Consider the following 15,809-nt stretch of genomic DNA (forward strand, 5'->3'; position numbering starts at 1 on the left):
CCCCGCCGCCTTGGCTTTCCCGGATAATCCCGCCATGACCTCGCGCCTTCCCGTATCGCAGCCGGAGCATTCGCCCAGCTGGCATGCCGAGTTGCATCTTGGCTTCGTCCGCCAGGGCGAACGGACGGTGCTGCGCGAAAACCGGCATCGCGGACCGTTGCGGGTGCAGAAGGCGCTGTATCCGGAGGGCGATGCAGTCTGTCAGGCCATTGTGCTTCACCCGCCTTCGGGCATTGCCGGCGGCGATCATCTGGCGATTTCGGCCGAGCTTGGCGCCGGTGCGCATGCCCAACTGATGACACCGGGGGCCGGCAAGTGGTATCGCAGTGGCGGTGCTGAGGCTTCGCAGTGCATCGCTTTTACGGTGGCCGAGGGCGCCACGCTGGAATGGCTGCCGCAGGAAACCATCGTTTTCGATGGCGCCCGGGCACGCATGGAAACCCGCATTTCGCTGGCCGCCGATAGCCGCTATATCGGCTGGGACATTCTGTGCCTCGGTCGCGCGGCGGCTGGCGAGCGTTTTGAGAAAGGTCGTTTTGACCTGTTTTTTCGGGTTGACCGTGGCAACCATCTGATCTGGCTTGAGCGCGGCGGTTTCGACGGCAGCGATCCAATGTTGAGCAGCCCGGCCGGCTGGGCCGGCGCCACGGTGTGCGGCACCTTGCTGTGCACCTTTCCCGAATTGCCGCAGCAGGCAGCGGCCCTGCTCGAAGCCTGTCGAAAAATCCCGCCCGTCGATGGCGCCAATCATGGCCTTTCTGCCTTGCCCGGCATGCTCGTCGCCCGTTACCTCGGCGACAGCAGCGAAGCCGCCCGTTCGTGGTTCGCCGAGCTCTGGGCCATCCTGCGCCCGGCCTGCTCCGGTCGACCGGCCGTTACCCCCCGAATCTGGAATACCTGAGGAGTCTTCATGGAACTGACACCGCGCGAAAAAGACAAGCTGCTGATCTTCACCGCCGGCCTGCTCGCCGAGCGGCGCATGGTCAAGGGCCTGAAGCTGAACTACCCGGAAGCCGTGGCGCTGATCACCTGCGCGATCATGGAAGGCGCCCGCGAAGGCAAAACCGTCGCCGAACTGATGCACGCCGGCACGCAGGTATTGACCCGCGCCGACGTGATGGACGGCATCGCCGAGCTGATCCCGGAGATTCAGGTCGAAGCCACCTTCCCGGACGGCACCAAGCTGGTCACCGTGCACAACCCGATTGTTTGAGGAGCTGACATGATCCCCGGAGAACTCCTCGCCGAACCCGGCGAACTCGAACTCAACGCCGGCCGGCCGACGATCACGCTGGTCGTCGCCAACACCGGCGACCGGCCAATCCAGGTCGGCTCGCACTACCACTTTTACGAAACCAACGCCGGTCTGAGCTTCGATCGCGAAGCAGCGCGCGGCTTCCGCCTCGACATCGCCGCCGGCACCGCCGTGCGCTTCGAGCCGGGCCAGACGCGCACGGTGCAACTCGTCGCGCTGGCTGGCGACCGCAAGGTCTATGGCTTCCGTGGCCTGATTCAGGGGGCGCTATGAGCACAAAAATCACCCGTCAGGCCTATGCCGAGATGTTCGGCCCCACGACCGGCGACCGCCTGCGCCTGGCCGACACTGACCTCATCATCGAGGTCGAGAAAGACCACACGATCTACGGCGAAGAAGTGAAATTCGGCGGCGGCAAGGTCATCCGTGACGGCATGGGCCAGGGCCAGCGCGTCTCGGCTGAAACCGTCGATACCGTGATCACCAACGCGCTGATCGTCGACGCCGTCACCGGCATCATCAAGGCCGACATCGGCTTGAAGGACGGCCGCATCGCCGCCATCGGCAAGGCCGGCAACCCGGACATCCAGCCCGGCGTCACGATTGTGATCGGCCCCGGCACCGAAGTCATCGCCGGCGAAGGCATGATCGTCACGGCCGGCGGCATCGACAGTCACATCCATTTCATCTGCCCGCAGCAGATCGACGAGGCCTTGTATTCGGGCGTGACGACAATGATCGGCGGCGGCACCGGGCCGGCCACCGGCACCTTCGCCACGACCTGCACGCCGGGTCCGTGGCACATCCATCGCATGCTCGAAGCCGCCGATGCCTTCCCGATGAATCTCGGCTTCCTCGGCAAGGGCAACGCCAGCCTGCCGGAAGCCTTGCGCGAACAGGTCGAGGCCGGCGCCATGGGTCTCAAGCTGCACGAAGACTGGGGCACGACGCCGGCTGCCATCGATTGCTGCCTGACAGTGGCCGACGAGATGGACGTCCAGGTCGCCATTCACTCCGACACGCTCAACGAATCGGGCTTTGTCGAAGCGACGCTGGGCGCCTTCAAGGGCCGCACCATCCATACCTTCCATACCGAGGGCGCCGGCGGCGGCCACGCGCCGGACATCATCAAGGCGGCCGGACTGCTCAATGTCCTGCCCAGCTCGACCAATCCGACCATGCCGTACACGGTCAATACCATCGACGAACATCTCGACATGCTGATGGTTTGCCACCACCTCGACCCGAGCATCGCCGAGGACATCGCATTTGCGGAGAGCCGCATCCGCCGCGAGACCATTGCTGCCGAAGACATCCTGCACGACCTTGGCGCCTTCTCGATGATGAGCTCTGACTCTCAAGCCATGGGCCGCGTCGGCGAAGTCATCATCCGCACCTGGCAGGCGGCGCACAAGATGAAGCTGCAGCGCGGCGCCTTGCCCGAAGACAACGCCCGCAACGACAATTTCCGCGTCAAACGCTACATCGCCAAATACACCATCAACCCGGCGCTGACCCACGGCATCGCCCACACCGTCGGCTCCATCGAAGTCGGCAAGCTGGCCGACCTCGTGCTGTGGAAACCGGCTTTCTTCGGCGTCAAACCGTCGCTGATTCTGAAAGGCGGCATGATCGCCGCCGCCGCCATGGGCGACCCCAACGCCTCGATCCCGACGCCGCAGCCGGTGCATTACCGGCCGATGTTCGGCAGCTTCGGCAAGGCGCTGAAGACCTCGGTGACTTTCGTCTCGCAGGCGGCGCTGAACAATCCGGCCGTCGCCGTGCTCGGCCTGAGCAAGCCGCTGGTCGCTGTCTCCGGCACGCGCAAGCTGCAGAAATCCGACATGGTGCACAACGGCGCCACGCCGGAGATCACCGTCGATCCCGAAACCTACGTGGTCATGGCGGATGGCGTACATCTGGTTTGCGAGCCGGCGACCGAGTTGGCGCTGGCGCAACGCTACTTCCTGTTCTGAGGGCTTATGAAGCAAACAAACCCAAACCCCTCCCCGGCCCTCCCCTTGTCAGGGGAGGGAGTGGCAGCTCCGCACACGCCAACCGATCCCCACCCTGACAAGGGGGGGCTAGGGGGGGTTAGCCTTTCCCTGATTCTTAACAAAAGAACTACCGCTCCCGCCACCGACTCCGTAGCCCTCGCCTACGACGAGCGCAAACGCAGCCGCCTCAAGGTCACGCTCGCTTCCGGCCTGGAAGCCGGCATCTTCCTCGAACGTGGCGACCACCTGCAGGGAGGCGACAAATTGCTGGCAGAGGAGGGCAGTACCGTCGTCGAAATCCTGGCCGCCCCGGAAAAGCTTATCGAGGCTATCGCCGATAGCCCGTTGCTCTTCGCCCGCGCGGCCTACCACCTCGGCAACCGCCACGTGCCGGTGCAGATTCTGCCCACCGATAACGGTGGCAAGCTCCGCTTTCAGGCCGACCACGTGCTCGCCGACATGGTGGGCGGCTTGGGCTGCACGGTGATCGAAAGCGAAGCGCCGTTCCAGCCGGAATCCGGTGCCTATGGTTCGCACGGCGGCCATCACCATCACGCTGAAGACGGGCCAACGCCCGACCTTCACAATCCCGGCCACGGCCCGCACCGTTCCGTGCCGAAAATCCACCAGTTCAAGCCGCGTTGAACACCAACCTGCAACTCGCCCGCCTGCTCCAACTGGCCAGCCCGGCGCTGCCGGTCGGTGCCTACACCTATTCGCAGGGGCTGGAATGGGCGGTTGAATCCGGCGTGATTCGCGACGAAGCGGGGGCGGGTCAATGGATCGCCGACCTGCTTCACCATGGCATCGGCAGTTACGAGGCGCCGCTGGTCGTTGCCTTGATGGCAGCCTGGTCGGCCGGCGATCTCGCCGAAATCGACTGCCTCAACGCCGAATTCCTGGCCAGCCGCGAATCGGCCGAACTACGCGCCGAAACGGCCCAGATGGGCTTCTCGATGCGTCGCCTGCTGCGTGATCTGCGCGACGATTCGCTCAGCAGCGTGATGACCACGGTCGAAGCCCTGCCCGAAGTGGCGTTTCCGACGGTCTGGGCCGGCATCGCGGCCGCTTGGCAGATCGACCCGGAAGCCGCGCTCACCGCCTACCTCTGGTCGTGGGCTGAAAACCAGGTGATGGCCGCGCTGAAGGCGGTGCCGCTCGGTCAGGCAGCCGGACAACGCCTGCTGGCCCATCTCGGCCGGAAAATCCCCGATGTCACGGTCAACCGGAAAAATTGGCCAAAATCGAAATGGTCCAATTTCACCCCGGCCTTTGCTATCGCCTGCGCCCGCCACGAAACCCAATATTCACGTCTCTTCAGATCGTAAAAACATGAGCAAACAAGCCTTACGCGTCGGTATCGGCGGCCCCGTCGGTTCCGGCAAGACAGCACTGACCCTCGCCCTCTGCCAGGCCCTGCGCGAGCAGATCGACATGGCCGTCGTCACCAACGACATCTACACGGCCGAGGACGCCAAGTTCCTGGTCAATCACTCGGCGCTGGCGCCGGAACGCATCATCGGCGTCGAAACCGGCGGTTGCCCGCACACGGCCATTCGCGAGGATGCCTCGATCAATCTTGAGGCCATCGATCGCCTGCAACGGGCCTTCCCTGAAGTTGAGCTGATCCTCGTCGAATCGGGCGGCGACAATCTCGCTGCCACCTTTTCGCCCGAGCTTTCCGATCTGACGCTGTACGTGATTGACGTCGCCGCCGGCGAGAAAATCCCGCGCAAGGGTGGGCCGGGCATCACCAAATCCGACCTGCTGATCATCAACAAGATCGATCTTGCGCCGATGGTCGGCGCTTCGCTCGAGGTCATGGCGCACGACGCCAAGGTTCAGCGCGGCGAGCGGCCTTTCGTTTTTTCCAACCTGAAAACCGGCGAAGGGCTGGACAAGATCATCGCCTTCATCCGCGAACGCGGGATGCTTTAAGTTCCCGAATTTACGCCGAGGCGAAAGCGGCGATGGCGCCAATCTCGGCACCCTGAACTTCGAGCACCTTGCGCCGCGACGTCTGGCCGCTTTTGAGGTTGACCGCCGACTTCGGCAGTTTCAGCGTTTCGGCAACGAACTTGACCAGCGCCTCGTTGGCCTTGCCGTCCACCGGCGGCGCGGCGAGGCGGATTTTCAGCGCATCGCCATGCAGCCCGGCAAACTCGGTTTTCTTGGCGCCGGGCTGGATGTGCAGGGTCAGCGTGATGCGGCCGTCGGCGGCTTGGCGGAACCACTCGCTCACAGGAACATCAGCACCGCTTGCAGCAGAAGGATGGCGACCAGCGGCGACAGGTCGATACCGGAAATCGCCGGCAGGATGCGGCGAATCGGGTCGAGCAGCGGCCGGGTCAGCTGGTGGGCCGGGGCCGACAGCGGCGAGTAGGGATTGATCCACGACAGCACGGCCTGCAGGATCAGCGCGCCGATCATGATGTAAACCGAGAGGCGGAGCAGACCGCGCACAGCGAGCCAGAGAATCATTGGCGCCATGCTGGCGCCATCAACTTCGCTCAAGCCGACTGATGCGCCGACGATGATGCCGGTGAACAGCAGTTGCAGGGCCAGCGCGGCGACCAGGCTGGCCCAGTCGAAACCGCCGGCGCCGGGTATGACGCGGCGCAGCGGCTTGACCGCCCAGTTGGTCAGCTTGACGACGAAATCGCCAATCTGCCCGGCAAAGGAAACGCGCATCGCCTGCATCATGAAGCGCAGCAGGAACAGCGTGCAGAAGAAGCTGACGACGGCGTCGAGCAGGAAAACGATGGCTTGCATCAATCGGCTCCGAGAATTTTGCCAAGTTCCTGGCCACGCGCCGCGGCGGCCATGCAGCCGGCAACGATGCCGTCCTTGACGCCGCGTTCGGCCATGACGTTCAGGGCCGCGGCAGTGGTGCCGCCCTTCGAGGTGACACGCTCGCGCAGGATAGCCGCCGGCTCGCTCGACTGGGCTGCCAGCGCGGCAGCACCCTGAACCGTTTCGATGGCGAGCAGGCGACCCTGTTCCGGCGTGAAGCCGAGGTCGGCAGCGGCCTGTTGCAGTGCTTCGATGAACAGGAATACATAGGCCGGGCCGCTGCCCGAGATGGCGGTGACGCCGTCAATCTTCGCCTCATCCTCGATCCATACCGTGGTGCCGACAGCGCGCAAAACCCGGTCGGCAGCAGCGCGCTGGTCAGCGCTCACTTCCGGCAGGGCGCACAGCCCGGTGATGCCGGCGCCGATCAGGGCCGGCGTGTTCGGCATGCAGCGGACCATCTGGCGATGGCCACCGAGCCAGCGCGACAGGGCCGTCATGTCGAGGCCGGCGGCGATGCTGATGACGACCGCGTTGCCGAGTTTGCCGACGAGTGGCGCGACGGCTTCCTTCATCTGCTGCGGCTTGACGGCGAGCACCAGGATGTCCGGCGCGGCCGGGGCGCTGGCGGCGCCGTCATGGCAGGTGACGCCATACGAGGCGGCCAGCTTGGCGCGGGCGTCGGCACCCGGGTCGATGACATCGATGTCGCCGGCCGCGAAGCCCTGCTTGAGCAAGCCGCCGATCAGCGCGTTGGCCATGTTGCCGCCACCCAGGAAAACAATCTTCATCTGTAATTTCTTTCACCAAAAATTGCCGTGCCGATGCGGACGATGGTCGCGCCTTCGGCAACAGCTGCTTCAAGATCGTGGGACATGCCCATGGAAAGGGTATCGAGCGGTATGCCCGCCGCCCGGATATGGTCGTAAATTTCCCAAACATGATGGAACTGCGCGCGTTGGGCGGCGGGGTCGTCGGTTGGCTCGGGGATGGCCATCAGGCCGCGCAGCTGGAGGCCGGGCAGGGCGGCGACAGCCTGGCACAGGGCCAGCGTTTCATCCGGGGCGCAACCGCTCTTGCTGGCTTCGCCGGAGACGTTAACCTGGATGCAGACCTGCAAGGGCGCTAGGTTGGCCGGGCGCTGGGCTGACAAACGTTCGGCAATTTTCAGGCGCTCGATCGAGTGGACCCAGTCGAAGTGCTCGGCCACGGCACGCGACTTGTTGCTCTGCAACGGGCCGATGAAATGCCATTCGATATTGCGTCCGGCAGTCGCCGTTACCTTGTCAATACCTTCCTGCACGTAGTTTTCGCCGAAGGCGCGCTGACCTGCATCGGCGGCTTCAAGAACGCTGGCCAGCGGCCAGGTTTTGCTGACCGCCAGCAGGTGGATGCTTTCCGGTGAACGGCCGGCAAGCGCCGCAGCATCGCTGATACGGGCCTGGACAGCTTGCAGGTTGTCGGCGATTGCGCTCATAATCCATTGGGAATTAACAACAAACCAAGTATACACGCGCTCCGAGGACGATCCGCATGGACATCACCGAACTGCTGGCTTTCAGCGTCAAGAACAAGGCATCCGACCTGCACCTCTCCGCCGGCCTGCCGCCGATGATCCGGGTGCATGGCGATGTCAGACGCATTAATCTGCCAGCCATGGAACACAAGGACGTTCATGGCATGGTGTACGACATCATGAACGACGGCCAGCGCAAGGTGTATGAAGAAACGCTGGAGTGCGACTTTTCCTTCGAAATCCCGAATCTGGCCCGTTTCCGGGTCAATGCTTTCAATCAGCATCGGGGCGCCGGTGCCGTGTTCCGGACCATTCCGACCAAGGTACTGACGCTCGAAGAGCTGAATTGCCCGAAGATTTTCAAGGAAATTTCCGAATATCCGCGCGGCATCGTTTTGTGTACAGGGCCGACCGGTTCCGGAAAATCAACGACGCTGGCGGCGATGGTCAATCACGTCAATGAAAACGATTACGGCCACATCCTGACCGTCGAGGATCCGATCGAATTTGTCCATGACTCGAAGAAGTGCCTGATCAACCAGCGTGAAGTCGGGCCGCATACGCTGTCCTTCGCCAACGCCCTGCGGGCGGCCCTGCGTGAAGATCCGGACGTCATCCTGGTTGGTGAAATGCGCGACCTGGAAACCATTCGCCTCGCCCTCTCCGCTGCAGAAACCGGCCACCTGGTGTTTGGCACGCTGCACACCTCGTCGGCGGCGAAGACGGTGGACCGTATCGTCGACGTCTTCCCGGCGGCCGAAAAGGAAATGGTTCGTTCGATGCTCTCGGAATCCCTGCGCGCAGTTATCTCGCAGACGCTGCTCAAGACCAAGGACGGCACTGGCCGGGTCGCGGCGCACGAGATCATGATCGGTACGCCGGCCATTCGCAATCTGATTCGCGAAAACAAGGTTGCCCAGATGTATTCGGCGATCCAGACCGGCCAGAATTTCGGTATGCAGACGCTCGACCAGAACCTGGTCGACCTGGTCCGGCGCAACGTCGTATCGAGCGCGGAAGCGCGCTTCCGCGCCGCCAACAAGGATGCTTTCCCGGCTTGATCGGGCATCTGACAGAACAGACAAGGGGAAACCATGGAACGCGATCAGGCAATGAAATTCATGCACGATCTTTTGCGTCTGATGTCGCAAAAGAAAGGCTCCGACCTCTTCATCACCGCCGGTTTTCCGCCGGCCATCAAGATTGACGGCAAGATCACGCCGGTCTCGAACCAGATTCTGACGCCGCAGCACACCGCCGAACTGGCCCGCTCAATCATGAACGATCGCCAGGCGGCCGAGTTCGAAGCGACCAAGGAGTGCAATTTCGCCATTTCGCCGGCCAGCATCGGACGTTTCCGGGTCAATGCTCTGGTTCAGCAGGGTCGTGTCGGCGTTGTTTGCCGGACGATCAACATGACCATTCCGACGCTGGACGAACTGCTGTTGCCGCCCGTGCTCAAGGATCTGGCGATGACCAAGCGCGGCCTGATCATCTTTGTCGGCGGCACGGGTACCGGCAAGACGACCTCGCTGGCGGCGCTGGTCGATTATCGCAACGAGAATTCCTACGGTCACATCATCACCATCGAAGACCCGATCGAGTACGTCCACGAGCACAAGAACTGCATCGTCACGCAGCGCGAAGTCGGCGTCGATACCGACGACTGGGGCCCGGCGCTCAAGAACACGCTGCGCCAGGCACCGGACGTTATCCTGATGGGCGAAATCCGCGATCGCAACACCATGGACTATGCCATTGCCTTCGCCGAAACCGGCCATCTGGCATTGGCGACGCTGCACGCCAACAGCGCCAACCAGGCGATTGATCGGATCATCAACTTTTTCCCGGAAGAGCGTCGTCAGCAACTGCTCATGGACCTCTCGCTCAACTTGCGCGCACTCGTTTCGCAGCGCCTGATTGCGAAAAAGGACGGCCGGGGGCGGATGGCGGCCATCGAGGTCATGCTCAACTCGCCGCTGATTTCCGATCTGATCTTCAAGGGCGAAGTGCACGAGATCAAGGAGATCATGAAGAAGTCGCGCGAGCTTGGCATGCAGACTTTCGACCAGGCACTGTTCGACCTCTACGAAGCCGGCAAGATCACTTACGAAGATGCGCTGCGCAATGCCGACTCGCTCAACGACCTGCGCCTGCAGATCAAGCTGCACGGCAAGGAATCGAAGGACCGCGATCTATCGACCGGCATCGGTCACCTCGACATCGTCTGATCCAAAGGAGCCTCTTATGCACGCCTTGAAACATTCCGTTTTTGCCCTTTTTTTCGGGTTGACCGTGGGATTCGCCCAGGCCGGGGCACTTGATGCCATTTCCAGCGGCGACGCCAGTGCCGGTGTCAAGGAAGCACTGGCCAAGGGCGCTGACTACGCCGTTGCCTCCCTTGGCAAGAACGGTGGTTTTCTCGGTAACGACAAGGTCAAGATCAAGCTGCCCGGCTATCTGGAAAAGGCCGATTCGGCGCTGCGCATGTTCGGCATGGGCAAGCAGGCTGACCAACTGGTCGAAACGATGAACCATGCAGCCGAAAATGCCGTGGCCGAAGCCAAGCCGATCCTGACCGAATCGATCAAGAAGATGAGCGTCAAGGACGCCAAGGACATCCTGACCGGCGGCGAGGACAGCGTGACGCAGTATTTCAAGCGCACCTCGACCGACCAACTGACCGCCAAGTTCAAGCCCATCGTCAAGAAGGAAACTGCCAAGCTTCAACTGGCCGACCAGTACAACAAGTTTGCCGGCAAGGCGGCGAGCGCCGGGCTGGTCGACAAGCAGAATGCCGACGTCGATAGCTACGTGACGCAGAAGGCCATGGATGGCCTGTTCCTGATGATCGCCGAAGAGGAAAAGAAGCTGCGCGCCAACCCGATGGGCGCCGGCAGCGATCTGCTCAAAAACGTCTTTGGCGCGCTGAATTAAAGCTGTCGGCTTTAAATGCCGTAATTGGGGGCAAGGAGCCCCCAATGAAACTCACCCGTCTGTCGAGCACCACGCAACGCCCCACTCGTGAATCGAGCGAGCGCGTGCGTCCGGTCGACAACGAACAGATTCGGCGGGTCGAAGTCATGGAAGGCATCGAAGGCGATCGCCAGCGCACGCTGCAACAGGAGATCGCCGAAGTCGCCCCCGGTGCCGTCGGCGACTTTCACGGTCAGGAGCGCGTGCTGCAAGGGGCGCGCGACGTTGCGGCGCAACTGCTCGAAATGGATTTCGGCACGGACAGCCTGATCAAGCCGGGTGTGCCGCTGGATCGCCTGATCGGCATCGACGACACCGTTTGAAGCGGCTTCCACGGTCAACCGGGTTTACTACGTGAAACGTAAAAATGGTCGATTTTCAGCATTGAGTCGGTAGGTTAGAATCAAGGCAACCTATCTAGCGCGCCCCGCCTCGTCGGGGCGCCGTCATTTGCAGAGTCATGTCCGGCCTCAATCAACCGCAACGCGAAGCGATCCATTACCTCGACGGCCCCCTGCTGGTGCTGGCGGGCGCCGGCTCGGGCAAAACGCGGGTGATCACGCAGAAAATCGCTTATCTGGTGCAGAGTTGCGGCTTCAACCCGCGCAATATCGCCGCCATCACCTTCACCAACAAGGCGGCGAAGGAAATGCAGGAGCGCATCGGCAAGCTGCTCTCCAAGCAACAAGCCGACGAATTGCAGATTTCGACTTTCCACTCGTTGGGCGTCCGCATTCTGCGCGAGGAGGCCAAGGCGCTTGGCTACAAGCCGCGTTTCTCGATTTTCGATTCGGCCGATTGCGCCGGCATCATCAGCGAAACGGCCGGCACCGTCGACAAGGCAACGCTGCGCATCGTCCAGTCCACCATTTCCAACTGGAAGAACGGGCTGATCACCCCCGAAGCAGCGCGCCATCTGGCCACCGACGAGCACCAAAAGCTGGCCGCCCACGCCTTCCTTTCCTACGAAGCGACGCTCAAGGCCTATCAGGCGGTCGATTTCGACGACCTGATCGGCCTGCCGGTCAAACTGTTCACCGAGCACCCGGAAATTGCCGACAAGTGGCAGAACCGCCTGCGTTACCTGCTGGTCGATGAATATCAGGACACCAACGCCTGCCAGTACCAGCTACTCAAGCTGCTGACCGGCGTCCGCGCCCAGTTCACGGCCGTCGGCGATGACGACCAGGCCATCTACGGCTGGCGCGGCGCCGACATCGAGAATCTCAAGAAACTGCCGACCGAGTTTCCTGCCCTCAAAGTCATCAAACTGGAGCAAAATTACCGGTCAACCGTAAGAATCCTCAAGGCCGCCAACAACGTCATCTCGCACAACGAAAAACTGTTCGACAAGAAGCTGTGGTCCGACCTCGGCCACGGCGAACAGATTTCCGTCACCGCCTGCCGCGACAATGACGCCGAGGCCGAAGGCGTGGTCATGAAACTGCAGGCGCACAAGTTCGAGCATCGCGCCAAGTTCAAGGATTACGCCATCCTCTACCGCTCCAACCATCAGGCGCGGATTTTCGAAGAATATTTGCGCGACCACCGCATTCCCTACCTGCTCTCGGGCGGCAAATCCTTCTTCGACAAGGCCGAGATCAAGGACATCACGGCCTATTTGCGCCTGCTCGCCAACGAAGACGACGACCCGGCCTTCATCCGCGCCGCCACCACGCCCAAGCGCGGCATTGGCGCCGCGACGCTGCAGGTGCTCGGCATTTATGCTGGCGAGCGCCACGTCTCGCTGTTTCAGGCGGCCTTTGAAGAGGGCTTTGCGCAACGCGTCCAGCCCCGTCAGCTCGACCCCTTGCTTGAGTTCTGTAACTTCATCAACCGCACCCAGTCGCGGGCCAGCAAGGAACCGGCGCATGAGGTCCTGCCCGATCTGCTCAAGGCTATCGACTACGAAACCTTCCTCTACGACCACGAAGAGGAGCGCACGGCGCAAACGCGCTGGGCCAACGTCTGCGAATTTGCCAACTGGCTCAACAAAAAAGGCGAGCTCGATGGCAAGACGCTGGTCGATCTGACCCAGAGCATTGCGCTGATCAACATGCTCGACAAGCAGAACGACGACGATTACGACGCCGTCCAGCTGTCGACCCTGCACGCCGCCAAGGGGCTGGAATACAAGAATGTCTTCCTGGTCGGCGTCGAGGAAGGCATCCTGCCGCACCGGGAATCGGTCGATCCGGTCAAACTGGAAGAAGAGCGCCGCCTGATGTACGTCGGTATCACCCGCGCCCAGCACACCCTGAATATTTCCTACTGCGAACGCCGCAAACAGGCGCGCGAATTCGTGCCCTGCGAGCCATCGCGCTTCATCGATGAAATGGGCAAGGAGGATGTCCGGTTCACCGGCGGCAAACAGGATGCCCCGCCCGACAAGGCCACCGGCAGTGCCCGGCTCGACGCCATGAAGGCCATGCTGGCCGGAAACAAGCGCTAACCGCTTGGTGACACCCTGTTACAACGGGTTACGCTGCTCATGACATCCGGGCTGTAACCAGTCGCGTTATTCGGCACAAGGCAGCGCAATTTTGCAAAGCCGGATCAAAAACCGAACCAACAACACTGGAGAATCAAAAATGACCAAACAACTCGTCGCCATCATCCTTGCCACCGCTTTTGGTGTTGCCCACGCCGCTGACGTCAAACCAGCCGCCGCTGAAGTCAAGGCAGCCACCGCTCCGGTTGCCGCTACCGTCAAGGCCGAAGCCCCGAAGGCTGCCGAAGCAGTCAAGGCCCCGGAAGCCAAGCCGGCCGTCGCCGCGCCGGAAATGAAGAAGGATGAAGCCAAGCCGGTTGCCAAGGTCAAGAAGGCGAAGAAGGTTGCCGAGCCGGCTGCCGCGCCCGCTGTCGTTCCGGAAGCCCCGAAGGCTGTCGAAGCGGCCAAGAAGTAAGGAATCCGCAGGAGGTCAGTCGCAGCCCTCCAAAAGCTCCACTGACCAGGGCGCCCACGAGGCGCCCTTTTTTACGTCCACAAAAATTACGGCCATGAAAAAGGGAGGCCGCAGCCTCCCTTTGTATGGGCAATGAAGACTTATTTCGCCTTGCCCATCACGTATTCGACAACACCCTTGATTTCGTCGTCAGAAAGTGTGGCGCCGCCCTTCGGGGGCATGGCACCCTTGCCATTGGTCACGCTCTTGATCAGCGCATCCTTGCCGGTAGCCAGACGCGGCGCCCAAGCAGCCTTGTCGTCGATCTTCGGAGCACCGGCAGCGCCAGTGTTGTGGCAGGCACCGCAGACCGTGTTGTAAATCGTTGCGCCATCGCGGGGGCCGCTGGCGGCAGGTGCTTCGGCCTTGGCCAGTTCAAACCGGGCAACCGGCTGAATGCGAATATCTGCTTCGTCGGCTGCGCTGCTGGTGGTTGCCGTCGAGCCGCTCTTGTTGGCGGTCAGCGGGTAAATGACAGCAATCAGAATGGCGGTGACGATGATCGTTGCCCACATGATGCTCTTGGAAGAATGTTGCTCGGCCATGCTCAAGACCCCAGTGCAATGTTTAAAAACACCATTATAACGGCCCGGTGCGGTGACTGAGCAAAAAAAACCCCGCCAGTGGCGGGGTCGAAATTCTCGAAAGGGGGAGTTTCGAGAGGAGGGGTTCAATGCACAACTGCAGTGTAAGTTCCCGTGCTCCCAAAGTCTGTCGTACTTTCGTAGCCTTCTGTAACAAAATGTGGTTGTTCTAAAATTGTGCGACGCACAACGTCAGTGTGCAGTCGTGAAAAAGGCACGGAGACGCCCTTTCTGGCGTGCCGTGCCGATCATTTGGTGTGGGGACCGTCGGGGTGGTTCAGCTCTCGATGCGGCAGATCTGGACAGCGCTTTTCGGGACCTGATAATCGGTCGCCAGCTGATGGGTTGCGGTGTCTTCGATTGCTTCGCCTTCGCTTACTACAAAGTGGCGGGCGCCGGTGTAGTCCTGCGGGATGCCGGCGCGGTCCTGGGTTATGCGGTAATGGATCTTGACGTTCATGGCTGTTCTCGATTTATGGACAATTATTGTTCCTGCGCATCGAGTATAGCTTGAATATGTTGCGGTGCAATATCGGTTTTCCACAGGTTCTTGGCGAACTCAGCTTCTGGTCAGGTCGCCCAGGGTGTTGAAATTGTCGAAGGCTTGGCACTGGTCCGAAAAATCGACTTCGATGGCGCCCATGTCGGCACACCATGCCGCAACCTTGCGCCCGCCGCCCAGCAGATAGGCTTCGAGTTGTGCCAATAGCGAGCGGCGGCACAGGCAGAAAACCGGGTGAAGACGGCCGCCCGCCGTGGCGATGGCCAGGTTTGCATGACTGCTCTGCTGCGCGTCGTGCAAACGACCGACCAGATCAAGCGGCAATCCGGGTGAATCGCAGGGCACGGTGAGCACCAGTGGCGTGCTGGCAGCACTCAGGGCGGCATGAAGTCCGGCCAGCGGCCCGGCGAAGCCGGTTATCCGATCGGCAAACACCGGATAGCCAAAGGCCGTATAGGCTGCTTCGTTGCGGTTGGCATTGATCATGAGCTGATCAACCTGGGGGGCCAGTCTTTCGGCGACGTGCCTGACCAGCGCTTTCCCAGCGTGCAACTGCAGGCCTTTGTCGACGCCGCCCATGCGTGTTCCTTGGCCCCCGGCGAGGATCACACCGGTGATCAGCGCTTCGGGTTGTATGGTGGCAATGGTCGGCATTCGTTTCGGGGCGCGTGCTAGGATTGAGCATTATGTCCGAACTGGAAAAACTTGCCGAAGGTCTGGGTCGTCTGCTCCTCGAGCGTGGCGAATGGCTGGCGGCAGCCGAATCCTGTACTGGCGGCTGGCTCGCCCAGTCGGTAACGGCCATCGCCGGCAGTTCGGCGTGGTTCGACCGCGGTTTCGTGACTTACTCGAACGCCGCCAAAGTCGATATGCTTGGCGTTCCTGAAAGCACTCTGGAGCGCCATGGCGCTGTTTCTGAGGCGGTGGCGAGGGCCATGGCTCAGGGAGTTCTGGCAAACAGTCGAGCCGACTGGTCGGTGGCGATTACCGGCATTGCCGGGCCGGGAGGCGGTTCACCAGAAAAGCCAGTGGGGATGGTTTGTTTCGCCTGGGCCCGTAAAGACGGGGGGTGCGAGGCTCAGACCTGTCATTTCAGCGGCGACCGGGCCATGGTTCGCGAGCAATCCGTCCGCCACGCACTTGCCGGCCTGATCGACCGCCTGACCGCGGCTGTCTATATCGCTTGAGGCGGTCGGGGTTTTCCGGGATACTCGTAAACAATACAAAAATTCAAAAAATGC

The 15,809-nt window shown here is 61.7% G+C and carries 21 protein-coding genes; 14 read left to right on the forward strand and 7 right to left on the reverse strand.

Annotated features, from left to right (window positions below; all coding sequences use genetic code 11):
• Positions 1 to 34: 34 nt before the first annotated feature.
• From AC07TV_RS02085 to ureG, 7 genes are read left to right on the forward strand one after another with little or no spacing between them, the layout of a single operon-like run.
• Complete coding sequence (locus AC07TV_RS02085) at positions 35 to 901, forward strand: urease accessory protein UreD (RefSeq protein ID WP_494646737.1); 867 nt, start codon at positions 35 to 37, stop codon at positions 899 to 901.
• Between the two features lie 9 nt (positions 902 to 910).
• On the forward strand, positions 911 to 1,213 hold the full coding sequence (gene ureA / locus AC07TV_RS02090) for an urease subunit gamma (protein ID WP_494646738.1): 303 nt from the start codon (positions 911 to 913) through the stop codon (positions 1,211 to 1,213).
• Between the two features lie 9 nt (positions 1,214 to 1,222).
• A complete protein-coding gene (locus AC07TV_RS02095) occupies positions 1,223 to 1,528 on the forward strand; it encodes an urease subunit beta (protein WP_226496389.1) in 306 nt (101 codons plus the stop codon).
• Positions 1,525 to 3,231 (forward strand): urease subunit alpha, encoded by a 1,707-nt coding sequence (ureC, locus tag AC07TV_RS02100; protein ID WP_494646739.1) that lies wholly within the window; start codon positions 1,525 to 1,527, stop codon positions 3,229 to 3,231. Before AC07TV_RS02095 ends, ureC begins: the two co-directional genes overlap by 4 nt.
• Positions 3,232 to 3,291: 60 nt before the next feature.
• Complete coding sequence (gene ureE / locus AC07TV_RS02105; RefSeq protein WP_494646740.1) at positions 3,292 to 3,897, forward strand: urease accessory protein UreE; 606 nt, start codon at positions 3,292 to 3,294, stop codon at positions 3,895 to 3,897.
• On the forward strand, positions 3,894 to 4,580 hold the full coding sequence (locus AC07TV_RS02110; protein ID WP_494646741.1) for an urease accessory protein UreF: 687 nt from the start codon (positions 3,894 to 3,896) through the stop codon (positions 4,578 to 4,580). Before ureE ends, AC07TV_RS02110 begins: the two co-directional genes overlap by 4 nt.
• A gap of 4 nt (positions 4,581 to 4,584) precedes the next feature.
• Positions 4,585 to 5,190, forward strand: a complete 606-nt coding sequence (ureG, locus tag AC07TV_RS02115) for an urease accessory protein UreG (RefSeq protein ID WP_494646742.1) — start codon at positions 4,585 to 4,587, stop codon at positions 5,188 to 5,190.
• Positions 5,191 to 5,200: 10 nt separating this feature from the next.
• Here the strand turns inward: ureG and AC07TV_RS02120 are convergent, their stop codons facing one another.
• Genes AC07TV_RS02120 through AC07TV_RS02135 form a run of 4 tightly spaced genes read right to left on the reverse strand, consistent with a single transcriptional unit; the run spans position 5,201 to position 7,522 of the window.
• Positions 5,201 to 5,494 (reverse strand): DUF167 domain-containing protein, encoded by a 294-nt coding sequence (locus AC07TV_RS02120; protein WP_494646743.1) that lies wholly within the window; start codon positions 5,492 to 5,494, stop codon positions 5,201 to 5,203.
• Positions 5,491 to 6,024: a YggT family protein gene (locus tag AC07TV_RS02125; protein ID WP_494646744.1), complete on the reverse strand. Its 534-nt coding sequence runs from the start codon at positions 6,022 to 6,024 to the stop codon at positions 5,491 to 5,493. Before AC07TV_RS02125 ends, AC07TV_RS02120 begins: the two co-directional genes overlap by 4 nt.
• On the reverse strand, positions 6,024 to 6,836 hold the full coding sequence (gene proC, locus AC07TV_RS02130) for a pyrroline-5-carboxylate reductase (protein ID WP_494646745.1): 813 nt from the start codon (positions 6,834 to 6,836) through the stop codon (positions 6,024 to 6,026). The genes AC07TV_RS02125 and proC overlap by 1 nt, the downstream gene beginning before the upstream one ends.
• The gene (locus AC07TV_RS02135) at positions 6,833 to 7,522 is read right to left on the reverse strand and encodes a YggS family pyridoxal phosphate-dependent enzyme (protein WP_494646746.1); all 690 of its coding nucleotides are present in this window, start codon (positions 7,520 to 7,522) and stop codon (positions 6,833 to 6,835) included. Before AC07TV_RS02135 ends, proC begins: the two co-directional genes overlap by 4 nt.
• A gap of 56 nt (positions 7,523 to 7,578) precedes the next feature.
• On the opposite strand from AC07TV_RS02135, the gene AC07TV_RS02140 reads away from it, so the two are divergent.
• The 6 genes from AC07TV_RS02140 to AC07TV_RS02165 all read left to right on the forward strand — a co-directional run bounded on the left by AC07TV_RS02140 (position 7,579) and on the right by AC07TV_RS02165 (position 13,443).
• Positions 7,579 to 8,622, forward strand: coding sequence for a type IV pilus twitching motility protein PilT (locus tag AC07TV_RS02140; protein WP_494646747.1), 1,044 nt, complete (start codon positions 7,579 to 7,581; stop codon positions 8,620 to 8,622).
• Between the two features lie 33 nt (positions 8,623 to 8,655).
• Complete coding sequence (locus AC07TV_RS02145; protein WP_494646748.1) at positions 8,656 to 9,792, forward strand: PilT/PilU family type 4a pilus ATPase; 1,137 nt, start codon at positions 8,656 to 8,658, stop codon at positions 9,790 to 9,792.
• Positions 9,793 to 9,808: 16 nt separating this feature from the next.
• On the forward strand, positions 9,809 to 10,498 hold the full coding sequence (locus AC07TV_RS02150; protein WP_494646749.1) for a DUF4197 domain-containing protein: 690 nt from the start codon (positions 9,809 to 9,811) through the stop codon (positions 10,496 to 10,498).
• A gap of 44 nt (positions 10,499 to 10,542) precedes the next feature.
• Positions 10,543 to 10,860, forward strand: coding sequence for a hypothetical protein (locus tag AC07TV_RS02155; RefSeq protein ID WP_494646750.1), 318 nt, complete (start codon positions 10,543 to 10,545; stop codon positions 10,858 to 10,860).
• Positions 10,861 to 10,997: 137 nt separating this feature from the next.
• Positions 10,998 to 12,989, forward strand: a complete 1,992-nt coding sequence (locus AC07TV_RS02160) for a UvrD-helicase domain-containing protein (RefSeq protein ID WP_494646751.1) — start codon at positions 10,998 to 11,000, stop codon at positions 12,987 to 12,989.
• Between the two features lie 139 nt (positions 12,990 to 13,128).
• A complete protein-coding gene (locus tag AC07TV_RS02165; protein ID WP_494646752.1) occupies positions 13,129 to 13,443 on the forward strand; it encodes an amine oxidase in 315 nt (104 codons plus the stop codon).
• Positions 13,444 to 13,583: 140 nt separating this feature from the next.
• On the opposite strand, the gene AC07TV_RS02170 is transcribed toward AC07TV_RS02165, so the two are convergent.
• The 3 genes from AC07TV_RS02170 to mobA form a co-directional block, all read right to left on the reverse strand.
• The gene (locus AC07TV_RS02170) at positions 13,584 to 14,027 is read right to left on the reverse strand and encodes a c-type cytochrome (protein ID WP_494646753.1); all 444 of its coding nucleotides are present in this window, start codon (positions 14,025 to 14,027) and stop codon (positions 13,584 to 13,586) included.
• A 316-nt stretch (positions 14,028 to 14,343) separates the two neighbouring features.
• Positions 14,344 to 14,526 carry a hypothetical protein gene (locus tag AC07TV_RS02175; RefSeq protein ID WP_494646754.1) on the reverse strand — a complete coding sequence of 61 codons (183 nt, stop codon included), beginning with the start codon at positions 14,524 to 14,526 and terminating at the stop codon, positions 14,344 to 14,346.
• A gap of 99 nt (positions 14,527 to 14,625) precedes the next feature.
• Positions 14,626 to 15,222 (reverse strand): molybdenum cofactor guanylyltransferase MobA, encoded by a 597-nt coding sequence (gene mobA, locus AC07TV_RS02180; protein ID WP_494646755.1) that lies wholly within the window; start codon positions 15,220 to 15,222, stop codon positions 14,626 to 14,628.
• A 32-nt stretch (positions 15,223 to 15,254) separates the two neighbouring features.
• Between mobA and pncC the strand changes: the two genes are divergently transcribed.
• Complete coding sequence (gene pncC, locus AC07TV_RS02185) at positions 15,255 to 15,755, forward strand: nicotinamide-nucleotide amidase (RefSeq protein ID WP_494646756.1); 501 nt, start codon at positions 15,255 to 15,257, stop codon at positions 15,753 to 15,755.
• Positions 15,756 to 15,809 lie beyond the last annotated feature (54 nt).

The sequence above is a fragment of the Azonexus sp. GW821-FHT04F04 genome (genome assembly GCF_059420025.1).